Source organism: Sphingobium sp. AntQ-1, assembly GCF_028538045.1.
In the GTDB taxonomy this organism is placed as follows: domain Bacteria; phylum Pseudomonadota; class Alphaproteobacteria; order Sphingomonadales; family Sphingomonadaceae; genus Sphingobium; species Sphingobium cupriresistens.
This window is the reverse complement of sequence record NZ_CP117158.1, coordinates 760,645-775,486: the sequence shown is the minus strand read 5'-3', so window position 1 is coordinate 775,486 and position 14,842 is coordinate 760,645. Positions and strand designations below refer to the sequence as shown.

14 protein-coding genes are annotated in these 14,842 nt (G+C 64.1%); 5 read left to right on the top strand and 9 right to left on the bottom strand.

Features of this window, described 5'->3' with window-relative positions; genetic code table 11:
• Positions 1–18 precede the first annotated feature (18 nt).
• The 9 genes from sphantq_RS03880 to sphantq_RS03840 all read right to left on the bottom strand — a co-directional run bounded on the left by sphantq_RS03880 (position 19) and on the right by sphantq_RS03840 (position 10,246).
• A complete protein-coding gene (locus tag sphantq_RS03880) occupies positions 19–1,812 on the bottom strand; it encodes a DUF885 domain-containing protein (RefSeq protein WP_272799651.1) in 1,794 nt (597 codons plus the stop codon).
• Positions 1,813–1,909: 97 nt separating this feature from the next.
• Positions 1,910–3,208, bottom strand: a complete 1,299-nt coding sequence (locus sphantq_RS03875; RefSeq protein ID WP_242496121.1) for a chloride channel protein — start codon at positions 3,206–3,208, stop codon at positions 1,910–1,912.
• 124 nt (positions 3,209–3,332) lie between these two features.
• Positions 3,333–4,118, bottom strand: a complete 786-nt coding sequence (locus sphantq_RS03870; RefSeq protein WP_066603319.1) for a phosphoadenylyl-sulfate reductase — start codon at positions 4,116–4,118, stop codon at positions 3,333–3,335.
• Complete coding sequence (locus sphantq_RS03865; protein WP_129927472.1) at positions 4,111–4,551, bottom strand: DUF934 domain-containing protein; 441 nt, start codon at positions 4,549–4,551, stop codon at positions 4,111–4,113. The genes sphantq_RS03870 and sphantq_RS03865 overlap by 8 nt, the downstream gene beginning before the upstream one ends.
• Positions 4,544–6,175 (bottom strand): nitrite/sulfite reductase, encoded by a 1,632-nt coding sequence (locus sphantq_RS03860; RefSeq protein ID WP_272799650.1) that lies wholly within the window; start codon positions 6,173–6,175, stop codon positions 4,544–4,546. The genes sphantq_RS03865 and sphantq_RS03860 overlap by 8 nt, the downstream gene beginning before the upstream one ends.
• Before the next feature lie 3 nt (positions 6,176–6,178).
• Complete coding sequence (locus tag sphantq_RS03855) at positions 6,179–6,475, bottom strand: DUF2849 domain-containing protein (RefSeq protein ID WP_066603311.1); 297 nt, start codon at positions 6,473–6,475, stop codon at positions 6,179–6,181.
• Positions 6,472–7,260 carry a uroporphyrinogen-III C-methyltransferase gene (gene cobA, locus sphantq_RS03850; protein WP_272799649.1) on the bottom strand — a complete coding sequence of 263 codons (789 nt, stop codon included), beginning with the start codon at positions 7,258–7,260 and terminating at the stop codon, positions 6,472–6,474. Before cobA ends, sphantq_RS03855 begins: the two co-directional genes overlap by 4 nt.
• Before the next feature lie 89 nt (positions 7,261–7,349).
• Positions 7,350–8,783, bottom strand: a complete 1,434-nt coding sequence (gene astD / locus sphantq_RS03845; protein ID WP_272799648.1) for a succinylglutamate-semialdehyde dehydrogenase — start codon at positions 8,781–8,783, stop codon at positions 7,350–7,352.
• Between the two features lie 65 nt (positions 8,784–8,848).
• Positions 8,849–10,246, bottom strand: a complete 1,398-nt coding sequence (locus sphantq_RS03840) for a protein adenylyltransferase SelO family protein (protein WP_272799647.1) — start codon at positions 10,244–10,246, stop codon at positions 8,849–8,851.
• A gap of 37 nt (positions 10,247–10,283) precedes the next feature.
• Here sphantq_RS03840 and sphantq_RS03835 point away from each other — a divergent pair, with 37 nt between their 5' ends.
• The 5 genes from sphantq_RS03835 to sphantq_RS03815 all read left to right on the top strand — a co-directional run bounded on the left by sphantq_RS03835 (position 10,284) and on the right by sphantq_RS03815 (position 14,804).
• On the top strand, positions 10,284–11,153 hold the full coding sequence (locus sphantq_RS03835; protein ID WP_066603301.1) for an alpha/beta fold hydrolase: 870 nt from the start codon (positions 10,284–10,286) through the stop codon (positions 11,151–11,153).
• On the top strand, positions 11,146–12,276 hold the full coding sequence (locus sphantq_RS03830) for a glycosyltransferase (RefSeq protein WP_066603298.1): 1,131 nt from the start codon (positions 11,146–11,148) through the stop codon (positions 12,274–12,276). The genes sphantq_RS03835 and sphantq_RS03830 overlap by 8 nt, the downstream gene beginning before the upstream one ends.
• 91 nt (positions 12,277–12,367) lie before the next feature.
• On the top strand, positions 12,368–13,771 hold the full coding sequence (locus sphantq_RS03825) for an NAD(P)H-dependent flavin oxidoreductase (RefSeq protein ID WP_066605459.1): 1,404 nt from the start codon (positions 12,368–12,370) through the stop codon (positions 13,769–13,771).
• Positions 13,772–13,782: 11 nt separating this feature from the next.
• Complete coding sequence (locus tag sphantq_RS03820) at positions 13,783–13,998, top strand: DUF2093 domain-containing protein (RefSeq protein WP_066603296.1); 216 nt, start codon at positions 13,783–13,785, stop codon at positions 13,996–13,998.
• Positions 13,999–14,423: 425 nt separating this feature from the next.
• The gene (locus tag sphantq_RS03815) at positions 14,424–14,804 is read left to right on the top strand and encodes a VOC family protein (protein WP_066605457.1); all 381 of its coding nucleotides are present in this window, start codon (positions 14,424–14,426) and stop codon (positions 14,802–14,804) included.
• The last annotated feature ends 38 nt before the right edge of the window (positions 14,805–14,842 follow it).

The window sequence follows — 14,842 nt, the reverse complement described above, 5'->3', positions numbered from 1 at the left end:
GAACGGGGGCATGGGCGCCTAGCCCTTCGCCCGCGCAGCGACCCGTTTCTCCAGCATCGACAGCGGCATCGCGCCTTCCTCAAGGATGGCGTGGAACTGCTTGAGATCGAACGCCTTGCCCTGCGCGGCCTGGGCATCGGCACGGGCCTTGGTCCAGACGCCATGGCCAACCTTGTAGCTGGTCGCCTGGCCAGGCTGGGTACAGTAGCGCTCGACCTCCCGCTGGCAACGCGGCCGGGCGAAGCCGGTTTTCTCCACCATATAATCGGTCGCCTGCTCGCGGCTCCACTTCTTCGCATGGATGCCCGTATCGACCACCAGCCGCGCCGCGCGGAAGAGGAAGGACTGGAGATAGCCAGCCCGGTCGAGCGGCGTCGCATAGCCGCCCAGCTCGTCGGCCAGTTGCTCGGCATAAAGCGCCCAGCCTTCGCTATAGGCGCTCATGAAGGCGGTCTTGCGCAGCATCGGAATGTCGCTCGCCGTCTGCGCGGTCGAGATTTGGAGGTGATGGCCCGGCATGCCCTCATGATAGGTCAGCGCCGGCAGGCCATATTTCGGCCAGTCGCCAACATCTTTGAGATTGATGAAATAGATAGCCGGGCGCGACCCGTCGAGCGCCGCGCGGTTATAATAGCCGTTCGACGCGCCGTCCTGAATCTCGACCGGCACTGCGCGAATTTCCAATGCGGTGTCAGGAATGGTAGCGAAGGCATTAGGAAGCTTGGCCTTCATCGCATCGACATCGCGGTTAAGCTGGGCCAGCAACGCCAGGCGTCCTTCGGCGCTGTCGGCGTAAAGCTGCGACGGTTCGGCATTGAGGGCGGCCAGTCGCTCGCCGATCATGCCTTTGGCATAGCCCGCACCCTTCAGAATGGCGTCGAGCTGCGCGCTGATGTCAGCCACCTGTTCCAGCCCCATGGCGTGAATCTGGTCGGCGGACAGGTCGGTCGTGGTCGCGCTTTTGAGCGCGGCGGCGTAGATTTCGTCGCCGCGCGGGGTGCGCCATACGCCATCGCCCGCCGCCGTCTCGCCTTTCAACGACTCAATTGCCGCGATCTGTTCGTCCAGTGCGGGATAGATGGATTTTTCCACCACCGCTGCCGCATGCGCCTGCCAATCGCCAACGATGCCCTTGGCCGCGGCGCGCTTGACCAGCGACTGTACCATGGAGCTTGCGGCGGCGGGTTGCGCTCGCAGCGTCTTCATCTGTCCCAGCGTCAGGTCCAGCGACCAGCCCGGCGCCAGATAGCCGCGCGCCGCCTCGTCCCGCTGAAGCGCGGTGTCGGTGCGCAGGTTGCGGGCGAAGGCCTCCAGCCGCGCGACATAGGCATCGCCATCGGCGGCCGCGTTGATGGTGTGGGCGGTGTTCAGGAAATCGGGCGTTGAGAAATAGCTGCCGCCCTGCTGGAAGATGCGATAGGGGCGCACCGCGCTGTTAAGGCCGAATTTGGCCGGGGCCACGGTCTGCTGGTCCAGCGCATAGAGGATGACGTCAAGGTTCAGCCGCTGGGCATCGGACAGGCTGGCGGTCTTATAACTGTCCAGTTCCTTGATCGCGGCCTGGGTTGCGGCCAGCTTTTTCAGCATCGCCGACTTGCTATTGTCGTCAAGCTGGCTCTTTGCTCCGGCGCGAGCGCCCTTGTCCAGACCCAGGCTGGTGACGAAGCTGGGCGACAGATCCAATTGCCGCTCGAAAATGGCGGCGAAGGCGGCGGACAGGCGCGCATCGTCGTTACCCTGCGCCAAAGCGCGCGGGGCAGCGGTGGCGAGCGCCAGGGCGCCGGTGGTGGCGAGGAATTGACGACGGTCCATGGGGCGCTCCCTGCTATCTGACTATGGCGCGCGGGTATCGCGCGACTGGCGCTGTTCGTCCAGCCTCTTGTAACTTTGTTACGCAGGCGGGACAGATTCAGCCAGGCAGGGTAAAGCGCTTGGCAAGGCCGTGGTAGAGACGTTCCTTGCTAACTAACTGGGCAGAAAAGTCGGCGACCAAAGCCGCCGCGAGCAGCGGCATCATCAATCCGCGGCTGGCGGTGGTTTCGGAAATGATGATGACGGCGGTCAGCGGCGCGCGGACGACGCCGGTGAAATAGGCGACCATGCCGAGCAGCACCACCGCGCCTTGCGGATAGCTGGGAAACAAACTGCGCAACATGTCGCCAATGCCCGCGCCGACCGACAGCGAGGGGGCGAAGATGCCGCCGGGCAGACCGGACATGGCGGTCGCCAGCGTCGATACGAATTTCGCCGCGCCGAACCAGATCGGCACGTCCTGCCCGGTGATGACGGACTGTGCCGTTTCGTAACCGGTGCCCCAGGTCAGTCCGGTGGTGACGCCCATGACCGCCACCGCGCCTCCGCACAGCAAGGCAAGACGAACCGGCCGATCCCGCAACCACCGCATCGGCTTCCATGCGGTAGAACCGGTCGCCAGCATCAGCCGGGAAAACAGGCCGCCGGCGATCCCGCCAAGAAAGCCCGCAACGGGTGCGGCGATCAGCGCGTCATGGACGCTCAACGTCTGCCGCATCTCCCCGAAATAGACATAGTCGCCAGCCAGCCCCAGGCTCACCATGCCCGCGATCAGCACCGCGGCCATCACCAGCAAGGTCATGCGCTGCTCATAGGCGGCGGCCAATTCTTCGATAGCGAAGGCGACGCCGGCGAGCGGCGTGTTGAACGCCGCCGCCACGCCCGCCGCGCCGCCTGCGATGAACACGGACGCGCGCAGCGGGATGCGCATGAAGCGGTGCATATATCCCATGATGCTGGCGGCGATCTGGACCGTCGGACCTTCGCGGCCCACCGACGCGCCGAACAACAAGGTGCCGATGGTCAGCCAGAATTTGACGAAGGCGGTTCGGGCGGACACCAGTTGCTGCATCCCTGCATCGGGATTGCGCGCCGCGGCGATCACTTGCGGGATGCCCGATCCCTTGGCGGCGGGGGCGATCGTCATCGTGATCCAGGCGAAGGCGGCGAACCCCAGGGGCGTCACGACCAGCGGAAGCCACCAGCACCAGGCGATCATGCGCCGGAACAGCGCACCGGCATGGTCGGCCAGTTCAGCGAACAGCAGCGCCGTCAGGCCGACCAGCACTGCGCCGGCCAATATGGCGATACGCCGCCGCCAGATCAGCGCTTCGGGGCCATGGCGGCGCATCATCACGCGCACCCGGCGCCGGAACAGGCGAAGCTGTCCGATCATATTGGTTGCGCCATGTCGATAATCCGCCCGTGCTGCGACCGATCAGGCCGGGAAGGGCGACCCATAGCGGGGTAGGGCAAGGGACGAAACCCTGAAAGGCCGTTTTTTCGGGCCTTCGGGTCGATCAGAAGACCGGCTGGTTGGCCGAATCTTCGGGATCGATGACGGGGATGGGCGTGACCGGCGAATGGATGCCGCATTCCACCTTGTCCCAACCGCGCCAGCGGCCTGCGCGCGGGTCTTCGCCCGGCATCACCTTCGACGTGCAGGGTTCACAGCCGATCGACAGATAGCCTTGCGATTCCAGCGGATGGCGGGGCAGATTTTCGGCCTCGAAATAGGCCTCCAGCTCGACCTTGTTCCAGTCGCCCAGCGGGTTCAGTTTCAGTCGGCCATCCTCCACCTCGAACCGGGGCAGGTTCTGGCGCGTGACCGACTGGAACGCCTTTCGGCCCGAAATCCAGGCGTCCAAACCCTCCTTTGCGCGCTTCATCGGTTCGACCTTGCGGATTTCGCAGCAGCCGTCCGGGTCGTAGGACCAGCGCAGGCCCGTCTCGTCCTTCTTCGCGATGACGTCGGCGATGGGGGCGACCGTGCGGCTGTCGGTGAAGCCGAAGCGTTTGATGAGCGTGTCGCGATAGTGCAGCGTTTCGGCGAACATCTTGAGCGTATCGACGAAGATCACCGGGACGGTCGGATCGGCCTTCGCTACCAGATCGAGCAGCACCGCGCTTTCCGTGCCAAAGGAGGAGACGACGGCGACATTGCCGGCCAGCCCTTCTGCAAACACGGTCTTGAGCATGGTGATCGTATCGACGCCCTCGAACCGCGCGTTGAGCGCGTCGGCCTGTGTCTGAGTAAAGGCGGGGCGGGCGTCGATCAGGTCGATCTGACGGGCAGGTTCAGCCATTGGTCGTCTCCGGGTGCCGCTTCGCCCAAACCGGGATGCGGCCGTCGATCGCCTTTTGATAGACGTCGGCATAGCGATTGAGCGCGCGGTCGACGGCGGCGTCGTCCAGCGGCTTGGCGGGATGAAAACTGTCGAAACCGCAGCGACGCAGGGCGACGATCTGGTCGACCAGCACGTCGCCCACGGCGCGCAATTCGCCCTGATAGCCCGATTCCCGCAGGATGCGCGCCGCCGAATAGCCGCGTCCGTCGCCATAAGCGGGGAAATTCACCTCGACCAGCGACAGCCGGTCAAGATGCGGCAGCAATTCGCGCGCATCCTCGCCCGCCTCGATGCGAACGGCGGTTGAGTTGGTCTGGCCGGTGAAGGCTTCGACCGTCACCGCGGGTTCCTGCGTGGCTTCGCCGTTGCGGAAGGACAGGAACTCAACCATAGATCGCCTCCTTGAAGGGCTTCATGCCGAGACGGCGATAGGTATCGAGGAAGCGTTCTCCGCTTTCCCGCTGCGCAAGATAGAGGTCGGTGACCTTTTCGATCGCGTCGACCACGCCATCCTCCGAGAAACCGGGGCCGGTTATCTGGCCAAGGCTGGCGTCCTCCGCGCCCGATCCGCCCAGCGACAGCTGGAAATTCTCCACGCCCTTACGGTCGACGCCAAGGATGCCGATGTGGCCGGCATGATGGTGGCCGCAGGCGTTGATGCAGCCCGAAATCTTGAGCTTCAACTCGCCCAGTTCCGCCTGACGCTCGGCCGCGGCGAAACGATGCGCGATCTTCTGCGCCAGCGGGATCGAACGGGCATTGGCGAGCGCGCAATAGTCCAGGCCAGGGCAGGCGATGATGTCGGTAATGAGGTCCAGGTTCGCTTCGGCCAGACCCGCTTCCTCCAGTTCCCGCCAGATGGCGTAGAGGTCCACCTTCCTAACATGAGGCAGAACCAGGTTCTGCGCATGGGTGACGCGCAGCTCGTCGAGCGAATAGCGCTCGGCCAGGGTCGCGACCAGTTCGATCTGCTCGGCCGATGCGTCACCGGGGATGCCGGTCAGCGGCTTCAGGCTGATATTGACGATGGCATAGCCAGGCGCCTTGTGCGCGGCGACCTGACGATCGACCCACAAAGCGAAAGCCGGATCGCTGCGGTCCATTGCGTCAGACAGGCCCGTTTCATAGGCGGGTGGCGCGAAGAAGGCGCGGATGCGGTTCAGTTCCTCGACCGGCGGGTTGAGGCCAAGGGTCCGCATATGGGCGAACTCTTCCTCGACCTGGCGCTTATATTCTTCGACGCCGATCTCATGGACCAGGATCTTGATCCGCGCCTTATACTTGTTGTCGCGGCGGCCGTGGCGATTATAGACGCGCAGGCAGGCTTCCAGATAGGAGACAATCTCCTCTTCCTGCACGAAATCGCGGATCAGCGGCGCAACCATCGGCGTGCGGCCCATGCCGCCACCGGCATAGACTTCGGCGCCGATCTTTCCCTCCTTCGACATCAGCTTCAGGCCGATATCGTGGAGGCGCATCGCCGCGCGATCATCGTCGCTGGCGATCACGCAAATCTTGAACTTGCGCGGCAGGTACGTGAATTCGGGGTGGAAGCTGGACCACTGGCGCAGCAATTCGGCCCAGGGGCGGGGGTCCGCCACTTCGTCGGCGCTGACGCCGGCATATTGGTCCGAACTGATGTTGCGGATGCAATTGCCGCTGGTCTGGATGGCGTGCATCTCCACCGTCGCCAGTTCGGCCAGGATGTCGGGCGCATCGGCCAGCTTGATCCAGTTATATTGTAGATTCTGGCGCGTGGTGAAGTGGCCGTAGCCGCGATCATATTTGGCCGCGATCTCGCCCAGCTTGCGCATCTGCTTGCCCGACAGCGTGCCATAGGGAATGGCGACGCGCAGCATGTAGGCGTGGAGTTGCAGATAAAGGCCGTTCATCAGCCGCAGCGGCTTGAACTGATCCTCAGTCAGCGCGCCGGTCAGGCGGCGCTGCACCTGGTCGCGAAATTCCTCGACGCGGGCGTCGACGATGGACTGGTCATAGCTGTCGTAGCGATACATGGTTCAGATCACCCAGTTGCCGGCATCGGCGTCGTTCGGTTTCAGCGTCAGGTCGGGGCGCACGGTGGGGCCGAGCGCGCGGATACGGTCCTTGATATGGGCCGGGCGCACGCCATCGTCAGAAACGGTCGCGTCGATCACATAAGCGCCGACCACGCGCAGCGCGGCTTCCTCCGTGCGGGCAAGGTCGTCGCCGCGCTCGCCCACATCGGCGCTGTCGCCGACCTGGCGCGACCAGCCGTCGCCTGCCCACCAGATGACGTCGCCGCTCACAAGATCGTTGCCGGTCAATATCTTCACGAACGCATCTCCGAAATATTCTCCCCTATTGCGGCCCAATTCGCCAGCACGTCGCGCGCCAGCGCATGGGTCGCGACGTCGCCGACCACGATCAGGGCCGGGCTAACCACATTCTCGCGCGCCACCATGTCACCCAGATCGGCGAGCAGGGTGCGCAGCGTCCGCATGTCGGCGCGCGTGCCATTTTCCAGCACCGCGACGGGGATCGCAGGGGACACGCCATCCGCCATCAACTTGTCGGCGATTTCGCCTGCGGTCGCGACGCCCATGTAGATGACGAGCGTGCGGCCCCGACCCGCCAGGCCCGACCAGTCCTGGTCTGTCAGCCCCTTGCACTGGCCCGCGACGAAGCTGACCGCGCTGGACGCTTCGCGGTGGGTGAGCGGCAATTGCGCCATCGCAGCGCTGCCGATCGCAGCGCTGATGCCGGCTACGACTTCTACCGACACGCCAGCGGCGCGGCAGGCATCGACCTCCTCGCCGCCGCGACCAAAGATGAACGGATCGCCACCCTTCAACCGCACGACGTCGCGGCCTTCGCGCGCCAGATCGACCAGCAGGGCGTTGATCGCCTCCTGCGGCATTGAATGGCGGCTGCGTTGCTTGGCGACGGAAATCAGTTCGGCATGGGGGGAAGCGAGCGCCAATATCGCGTCCGACACCAACCCGTCATGCACGATGACGTCCGCCTGCGCGATCAGGCGCGCGGCCTTGATGGTCAACAGATCCGGGTCGCCCGGTCCTGCGCCTACCAACTGCACTGTCGAAGATGCTTTATCAGCCATAGTGGCCAGATGGCGAAGGCGCAGCCAAAGTTCAATTCAGAATGGGTATGGCGGGGACTAGGAAATGTTTTGGGGAAATATTGGGCGGCTCAATCGCCCATCACGCTGACGTCGATGTCCTTGAGGCCTACGCCGATCGAGGCGCGGGGCGTTTCGATTTCCGCCGACACCACCGGATAGGCGCAATAATCGGCGGCGTAATAGGCGCTGGGGCGGTGGTTGCCCGATATGCCAGTGCCGCCGAAGGGCGCCGAGGAAGAGGCGCCATTGGTCGGCCGGTTCCAGTTGACCACGCCCGCGCGGATATTGGCCCAGAACTGATTATATTGTTCGGGCGACCCGCCGATCAGCGATGCGGAGAGGCCATAGCGGGTGTTGTTGGCCTCCGCGATCGCATCGCCAAAGTCAGCAACGCGGATGACCTGGAGCAACGGGCCGAACAATTCCACGTCGGGCCGCTCCTTCATCGCGGTCACATCGATGATCGCCGGGCTGAGGAAGGGCAAGCCCTTGTGCGGCCGGACCATATGCTTGATCGGTCGGCCACCATTGCTCATCAGGTAAAGGAAACTCTCCGTCAGCCCGTCGGCGGTCGGATTGTCGATCACCGGACCCATATAGGGCTTGGGGTCGGCATGGGGATGATCGACGATCAGCCGGTCGGCCAGCTTCTTGACTTCCGCGATCAGCCGGTCGGCGATGCTGTCGCGCACGATCAGGCGGCTGGCGGCGGTGCAGCGCTGGCCGCTGCTCATGAAAGCCGATTGGACCACCAGCGTCGCGGCGGCGTTGATTTCTGGCGTGTCCCACACGATGATCGGGTTATTGCCGCCCATTTCCAGCGCCAATATCTTGGACGGCTGCGCGGCATATTGGCGGTTGATCGCGATGCCGGTCTGGGCCGATCCCGTGAAGAGGATGCCACCAACATCGGGATGGGCGCCGAGCGCCTTGCCCACGTCTGGCCCGCCGAGCAGCAGTCGGATCGCATCCACCGGCACGCCTGCCTCATGATAGAGCTTGACCATCATCTCGCCCACCGCCGGCGTCTTTTCCGACGGCTTGAACACCACGGCATTGCCCGCCAGCAGCGCGGGAATGATATGGCCGTTGGGCAAATGCGCGGGGAAATTATAGGGACCAAGCACCGCCATGACGCCATGGGGCTTGTGCCGCACCGACTGGCGCGCGCCCAGCGCCGCTTCCAGCCGACGCTGGCCGGTGCGTTCGGAGTAGGCGGCGACGCTGACATCGACCTTGCCCATCACCGCATGCACTTCGTTGCGGGCGTCCCATAACGGCTTGCCGGTTTCGCGCGCGATCAGGTCGGCCAGGGCGTCTTCGTTGCGACGCACGACATTGACGAAGCGCCGCAGCGTTTCGATGCGATAGGCGATGGGTTGCGCCGCCCATTTCGGCCAGGCGGCGCGGGCGCGGGAAACCTCGGCATCGACATCGCCCGTCTCACCCTGCCAGAGCAGAGCGCCGGTGGCGGGTTCATGGGATGTAAGCGGCGCGACCATTTGGAGAGAGCTATGACGGAAATTGGTTAAGGAAAGAAGAGGGATGCACTCTCGACTCGTCGTACTTAGGCCGTGGGGCCGGGCGGCTTCCCAAGCGCCTCACCCATCCGCCGGATCGCCGCGACTTTGGCGTGGAGCGGCGTCCAGTCGTCATCCTTGTCGATGGCGCTCCAGATGGCCTCAACCTCCTCGATATGCATGGAGCAGGGCACCTCGTCCGACCAATAGGGATGCGCCTTCGCGCCGGGGATGGCGGCCAAGCCCGTAATCGCCTCGCGAAACGGCGCCCAGGCGGCATCGCCATAGGATGCGGCGTCGCGCGCCATGCCGCCGCGGCAGTCGTGAAAGAAGCGGTCGATCGGCATACCGGTCGTCACCATGCCGCGCACGGCCGCCTCGATCATCGCGCCCGGCTCTGCTCCCTCAACGCCCAGCCGCCAGCAAAAACGCCGTTGCATCGCGTCGCCATAAAGTGCCGGGAACCGCTCCAGTTGCGCGATCAGCGCCGGCGCCTCCACCAGCGGTCGAAGCGACACCGCCAGTTGCGCGACGTCCCAATGGATCGCTTCGGCCTGCCGCCCGAAGGCGTAAAGCCCCTGATGGTCGAAATAGGCGGCGGTGAAATTGGCGTCCCACAACGGGGTGAAGCGCCACGGTCCATAATCGAAACTCTCGCCGGTGATGTTGATATTGTCGCTGTTGAGCACGCCATGGACGAAGCCTGCGACCATGTAGCTGGCGGCGAGGTCGGCGGCGCGTTCGACCACCAGACCCAGCAATTGCGCCGGCGGATTGTCGCCCGGTTCCTCGCCATAGAGGCGAGTGAGGGCATAGTCGGTCAGCTTCGCCAGCAGCGCCTTGTCGTCGTGAAATGCGGCGCGCTGAAACGATCCGATGCGGATATGCGAATGGCTCAGGCGCACCATCGCCGCGCCGCGGGTGGGGGAGGGTTCGTCGTTGCGCTCCAGCGCCTCGCCCGTCTCGATGATGGAAAAAGTCTTGGACGTGGTGACGCCCAGCGCCTCCAGCATCTCGGTCGCCAATATCTCGCGCACGCCGCCCTTCAGGGTCAGGCGGCCGTCGCCAAAGCGGCTATAAGGTGTCTGGCCCGTTCCCTTGGTGCCCAGGTCCAACAAACGGCCGGCATCGTCGCGCAACTGGGCGAACAGGAAACCGCGGCCGTCGCCGATATCGGGATTATAATGGCGGAACTGATGGCCATGGTAGCGCAGCGCCAGCGGGCGCGGCAGGCCGCCTTCCAGCGGCTCAAAACGGCCGAAATGCGCAACCCATTCCGCGTCGCTCAACCCGTCCAGCCCCACGAAGGCGGCGGCCCTGTCGTTGCGGTAGCGCAGGATCGTCTGTGGAAAGTCCGCCGCCGCGACCGGATCGGCGATGTCGGGCATCAGCGCGTCGATTTCGGTGGCGGGGCGATAAATGGCGGCTTGCAGCGTCTGGTTCATAAGGCGATATGGGGGAAGGTCACCAGAAGGATCAAGCTTGAGCGGCTATAACGATGGATATTGGTGGTCGCCCGACGGGCTGCGACTCCATTATCGGGATTATCACGGCGGCGATGACGGCCGCCCGCCCTTGCTTTGCCTGCCGGGGCTGACCCGCAACGCCCGTGATTTCGAACCGCTGGCCGGGCGCCTGGCGGGCGAATGGCGGCTGATCTGCCCCGACATGCGCGGCCGCGCCGAAAGCGCCTATGCCAAGGATGCGATGACCTATGTCCCGCTGACCTATTTGCAGGATATCAGTCGCTTGCTGGCCGACTTGGCCATCACCCGTTTCGTGGCGGTCGGCACATCGCTGGGCGGCGTCATCACCATGTTGATAGCCGCCACGCACAAGGAATGGCTGGCGGGCGCGCTGCTCAATGATGTGGGACCAGTGCTGGACGAAGGCGGGCTGGCGCGCATCCGATCCTATGTCGGGGTGGGCCAATCGCACCCGACCTGGGTCCATGCCGCCCGCGCCCTAGCCGAGGCCAATGGCGACGTTTATCCCGGCTATGACCTGGAACAATGGCTTGCCATGGCTAAGCGCCTCTATCGCCTGAACAGCGGCGGGCGCGTCGTGCTGGACTATGATATGAAGATCGCCGAACCGATCCGCGCCATGGGCAGTGAGGCGGGCGTCGACATGTGGCCGGTGATGCAGGCGTTCCAGGGCGTCCCGACCCTGTTGCTGCGCGGCGAGCGATCCGACCTGCTGTCCGCCGCCACGGCGCAGCGCATGGCGGACGGGATCGGCGACAGCGTCGAACTGGCGACGGTGCCTGGCGTCGGCCATGCCCCTGCGCTGGACGAGCCGGAAAGCGTCGCCGCGATCGACCGGTTGCTGGACCGCGTCCTCCATGATTGAGCGGCCGCATATTCTCCACGTCCATGGCAGCTTCACCTTGGGCGGCAAAGAAGCGCGCGCGGTGCGGCTGATGAACATCTGGGGCGACAAGGCGCGCCATAGCATCGTCAGCGCCGACCCCGCCGCCATGGGCGCGCGCGACGCGATCGATTCGGGGCTCGACGTCGATTTTCCCGACGGGCCGTCTTTCGCGGGCAAGCCGGGGCTTGCCCGGTACAAGGTTATCACCGCCTTCCTCAAGCGGTTCGACCTGGTCCTGACCTATAATTGGGGATCGATGGACGCGGTCATGGCGCATCGGCTGGCCGGGGCTTCGGCCGGCCTGCCGCCGCTCATCCATCATGAGGACGGCTTCAACGCCGACGAAACCGATGGGTTGAAAGTCAAACGCAACCTCTTCCGTCGGCTCGGACTGCAACGCGCACATGCGATGGTGGTGCCGTCGGTACGGCTGGAAACCATTGCGCGGTCGGTATGGAAGCAACCGGCAGGCAAAGTGCATCTGATCCGCAACGGCATCGATGTCGCCCGCTATGCCGCGCCGCCCGCGGCGGACGCCATTCCCGGCCTCGTCCGCACGCCGGGCAAACTGCTGGTCGGCACGCTGGCGGGGTTGCGGCCGGTCAAGAACATCCCGCGCCTGGTCCGCGCCGTCGCGGCGCACAGGGATCGGCTGCAACTGGTTGTGGTGGGCGAGGGGCCGGAGCGCGACGCGATCCTGGCGCAGGCGGCTGCGCTCGGTCTGGACGATATCCATATGGCTGGCTTCATGGACCGCCCCTGGCGCTTCGTCGGCCTGTTCGATATCTTCGCTTTATCCTCCGACAGCGAGCAATTCCCGATATCGCTGGTGGAGGCGATGGCGGCCGGCGTGCCCGCGGCGTCCATGGATGTCGGCGACGTCGCCAACATGGTCGCGCCGGAAAATCGGGCTTTCGTGGTGGCGGATGAGCAAGGGTTGTCGGACGCGCTGGCGACGCTGGCTGGCGACGCTGATCTGCGCGCCCGGCTGGGCGCTGCCAACCGCGCCCGCGCGACGCGCGATTATGCCGAAGGCGACATGGTAAACGCTTATGCACGCCTTTATGGCGAGGCACTGGCCAGCCCCATGATTTTGCGCTAGGGCGCGCCAAATTCGTCATAGACAGCCAAAGCTGCTATAGGGTCGCTTTTACCCGGTCGAGGGGGCCGGGCCGTTTTTGCGGGAGATGTCGTTGTTCAAGGGGTTGAAGCCCATCGTCTATGGTGGCCGTGAAGTCTGGCCGCTGGTCGAAGGCGGCAAGGGCGTTGCCGTGTCCAACCATGCCAGTTCGGGCGCCTGGGCGGCCGCAGGCGGCATCGGCACGGTGTCGGCGGTCAATGCCGACAGCTATGACAGTTTCGGCAACGTCATCCCCCAAATCTACCACGGCCGTACCCGCCGCGATCGCCATGAGGAACTGGTCGCCTACGCCATCGACGGCGCAGTCGAACAGGTGAAGCGCGCCTATGAGATTGCGGGCGGCAAGGGCGCGATCAACATCAACGTGCTGTGGGAAATGGGCGGCGCTCAGCGCATCCTGCACGGCGTGCTGGAAAAGACCAAGGGCATGGTGGCGGGCGTCACCTGCGGCGCGGGTATGCCCTATAAGCTGTCGGAGATCGCGGCCTCCTACAATGTCAGCTATCTGCCCATCGTATCCTCCGGCCGCGCCTTTCGCGCGCTGTGGAAGCGGGCCTATTCGAAGGCGTCGGAATGGTTGGCGGCGGTGGTCTATGAAGACCCCTGGCTGGCGGGCGGCCATAATGGCCTGTCCAATGCCGAAGACCCCAAGGTGCCCCAGGACCCCTATCCCCGCGTCAAGGCGCTGCGCGATACGATGCGCGAAGGCGGCATTTCGGACGATGTGCCGATCGTGATGGCGGGCGGCGTGTGGGCGCTCAAGGACTGGAACGACTGGATCGACAATCCCGAACTAGGCGCGATCGCCTTCCAGTTCGGCACCCGGCCGCTGCTGACGCAGGAAAGCCCGATCCCGCAGGAGTGGAAGGATCGGTTGACCCAGCTCAATCCCGGCGATGTCCTGCTCCATAAATTCTCGCCGACCGGCTTCTACAGCTCGGCGGTGCGCAATCCGTTCCTGCGCCAGCTTGAGGCGCGCTCGGAACGGCAGATACCGTTCAGCACCGAACAGGCGGGCGACCATACCCACCAGCTCGACGTGGGCGTGAAAGGCAAGAATTTCTGGGTCACGCTGGGTGATCTGACCCGCGCGCGCGAATGGGTGGGGCAGGGCTTCACCGCCGCGCTCAAGACGCCCGACAATACGCTGGTGTTCGTGGGCGAAGAGGAAAAGGGCGTCATCCGCAAGGACCAGACGGACTGCATGGGCTGCCTCAGCCAATGTTCCTTCTCGTCCTGGATGGACAGCGAAACCAACTCCACCGGACGCTTGGCCGACCCGCGCAGCTTCTGCATCCAGAAGGCGTTGCAGGAAGCGGTGCATGGCGGCGACCTCGATCAGAATCTGATCTTTGCGGGCCATGGCGCCTATAAGTTCAAGCAGGATCCTTTCTACTCCAACGGGTTCGTGCCGACCGTAAAGCAACTGGTCGACCGTATCCTGACCGGCGATTGACGGCGTCGGCGATGATCGGGGATATTCAGGGTCTGGCGGTGCTGCGCTATGACACGCCGCATTTCGATATCGTGCAACCGGGGCAGTTCGTGCTGTGCGCCGTATCCGGCGCGCGAATCGATCTGGAAGACCTGAAATATTGGAGCGCCGAGTTTCAGGAAGCCTATCGTGGGCCGGAGGAAGCGACTCGGTCCTTCCTGCTGCATCGCGGGCCGGATTTCCGATAAATAACGGCCGTTAAAGCGACGCCAACCTGTCCGCCAGACGGGGTGGGCTGGCCTAAATCGCTTTCAAGAGGTGCTGAACATCGGTTCAGCGTCTCAATAAGGTGATTGGTCGCAACTTTGCTATTCCGATACGGTGAAAACTGATGTAATCTTTTCTCAGAGGCGACGTAGAGCGCTACATGTGGAAGGATGTTTTTCTGATGTCTCGTATCGACGTCTTTGGTGATCGTATTTGCATCGTGTCGAGCCTGCTGATCGTGGGCTGGTTCCTCTACAGCACGATCTTCTGATTCCTGCGGCGGGATCTCCCGCCTGACCGCGCTTTCGTCGGGGTCATTGTCTGGATTGAGCGCCCCGTGCCACGTCTATGGGTGCTGCCATGTTGCGTCCATGCATCCTGTAGTTCTGCATAATTGGAGATGATGATGTTCAGCCACATCATGGTGGGTGCCAACGATATGGAGGCGTCCAAGGCCTTCTATGACGCCATATTCGGTGCGATCGGTGCGAAGCCTGGGTTTTTCGACGACATGGGCCGGGCCATCTACATGCATGACAATGCCTTGTTTCTGGTGACCAAGCCGATCGACGGTGCGTCGGCCTGTCATGCAAATGGCGGGACGATCGGTTTCACCATGGCCTCGCCCGAACAGGCGGACGCTTGGCACGCAGCAGGTGTGGCAGCGGGCGGCGCGACCTGTGAAGATCCGCCCGGCGTGCGCGAAGGCGGCTTCGGCAAGCTGTATCTCGCCTATCTGCGCGATCCGGCGGGCAACAAATTGTGCGGGTTGCATCGCATAGGCTGATCCGCCGCTTCGATTGGTTTGCGATTGGATGGCCAAAC

What these genes read in the sequence shown, in the direction of transcription:
- sphantq_RS03880 (WP_272799651.1), bottom strand. Translation starts at nt 1,812, where the DNA reads ATGGACCGTCGTCAATTCCTCGCCACCACCGGCGCCCTGGCGCTCGCC.
- sphantq_RS03875 (WP_242496121.1), bottom strand. Translation starts at nt 3,208, where the DNA reads ATGATCGGACAGCTTCGCCTGTTCCGGCGCCGGGTGCGCGTGATGATG.
- sphantq_RS03870 (WP_066603319.1), bottom strand. Translation starts at nt 4,118, where the DNA reads ATGGCTGAACCTGCCCGTCAGATCGACCTGATCGACGCCCGCCCCGCC.
- sphantq_RS03865 (WP_129927472.1), bottom strand. Translation starts at nt 4,551, where the DNA reads ATGGTTGAGTTCCTGTCCTTCCGCAACGGCGAAGCCACGCAGGAACCC.
- sphantq_RS03860 (WP_272799650.1), bottom strand. Translation starts at nt 6,175, where the DNA reads ATGTATCGCTACGACAGCTATGACCAGTCCATCGTCGACGCCCGCGTC.
- cobA (WP_272799649.1), bottom strand. Translation starts at nt 7,260, where the DNA reads ATGGCTGATAAAGCATCTTCGACAGTGCAGTTGGTAGGCGCAGGACCG.
- astD (WP_272799648.1), bottom strand. Translation starts at nt 8,783, where the DNA reads ATGGTCGCGCCGCTTACATCCCATGAACCCGCCACCGGCGCTCTGCTC.
- sphantq_RS03840 (WP_272799647.1), bottom strand. Translation starts at nt 10,246, where the DNA reads ATGAACCAGACGCTGCAAGCCGCCATTTATCGCCCCGCCACCGAAATC.
- sphantq_RS03830 (WP_066603298.1), top strand. Translation starts at nt 11,146, where the DNA reads ATGATTGAGCGGCCGCATATTCTCCACGTCCATGGCAGCTTCACCTTG.
- sphantq_RS03820 (WP_066603296.1), top strand. Translation starts at nt 13,783, where the DNA reads ATGATCGGGGATATTCAGGGTCTGGCGGTGCTGCGCTATGACACGCCG.
- sphantq_RS03815 (WP_066605457.1), top strand. Translation starts at nt 14,424, where the DNA reads ATGTTCAGCCACATCATGGTGGGTGCCAACGATATGGAGGCGTCCAAG.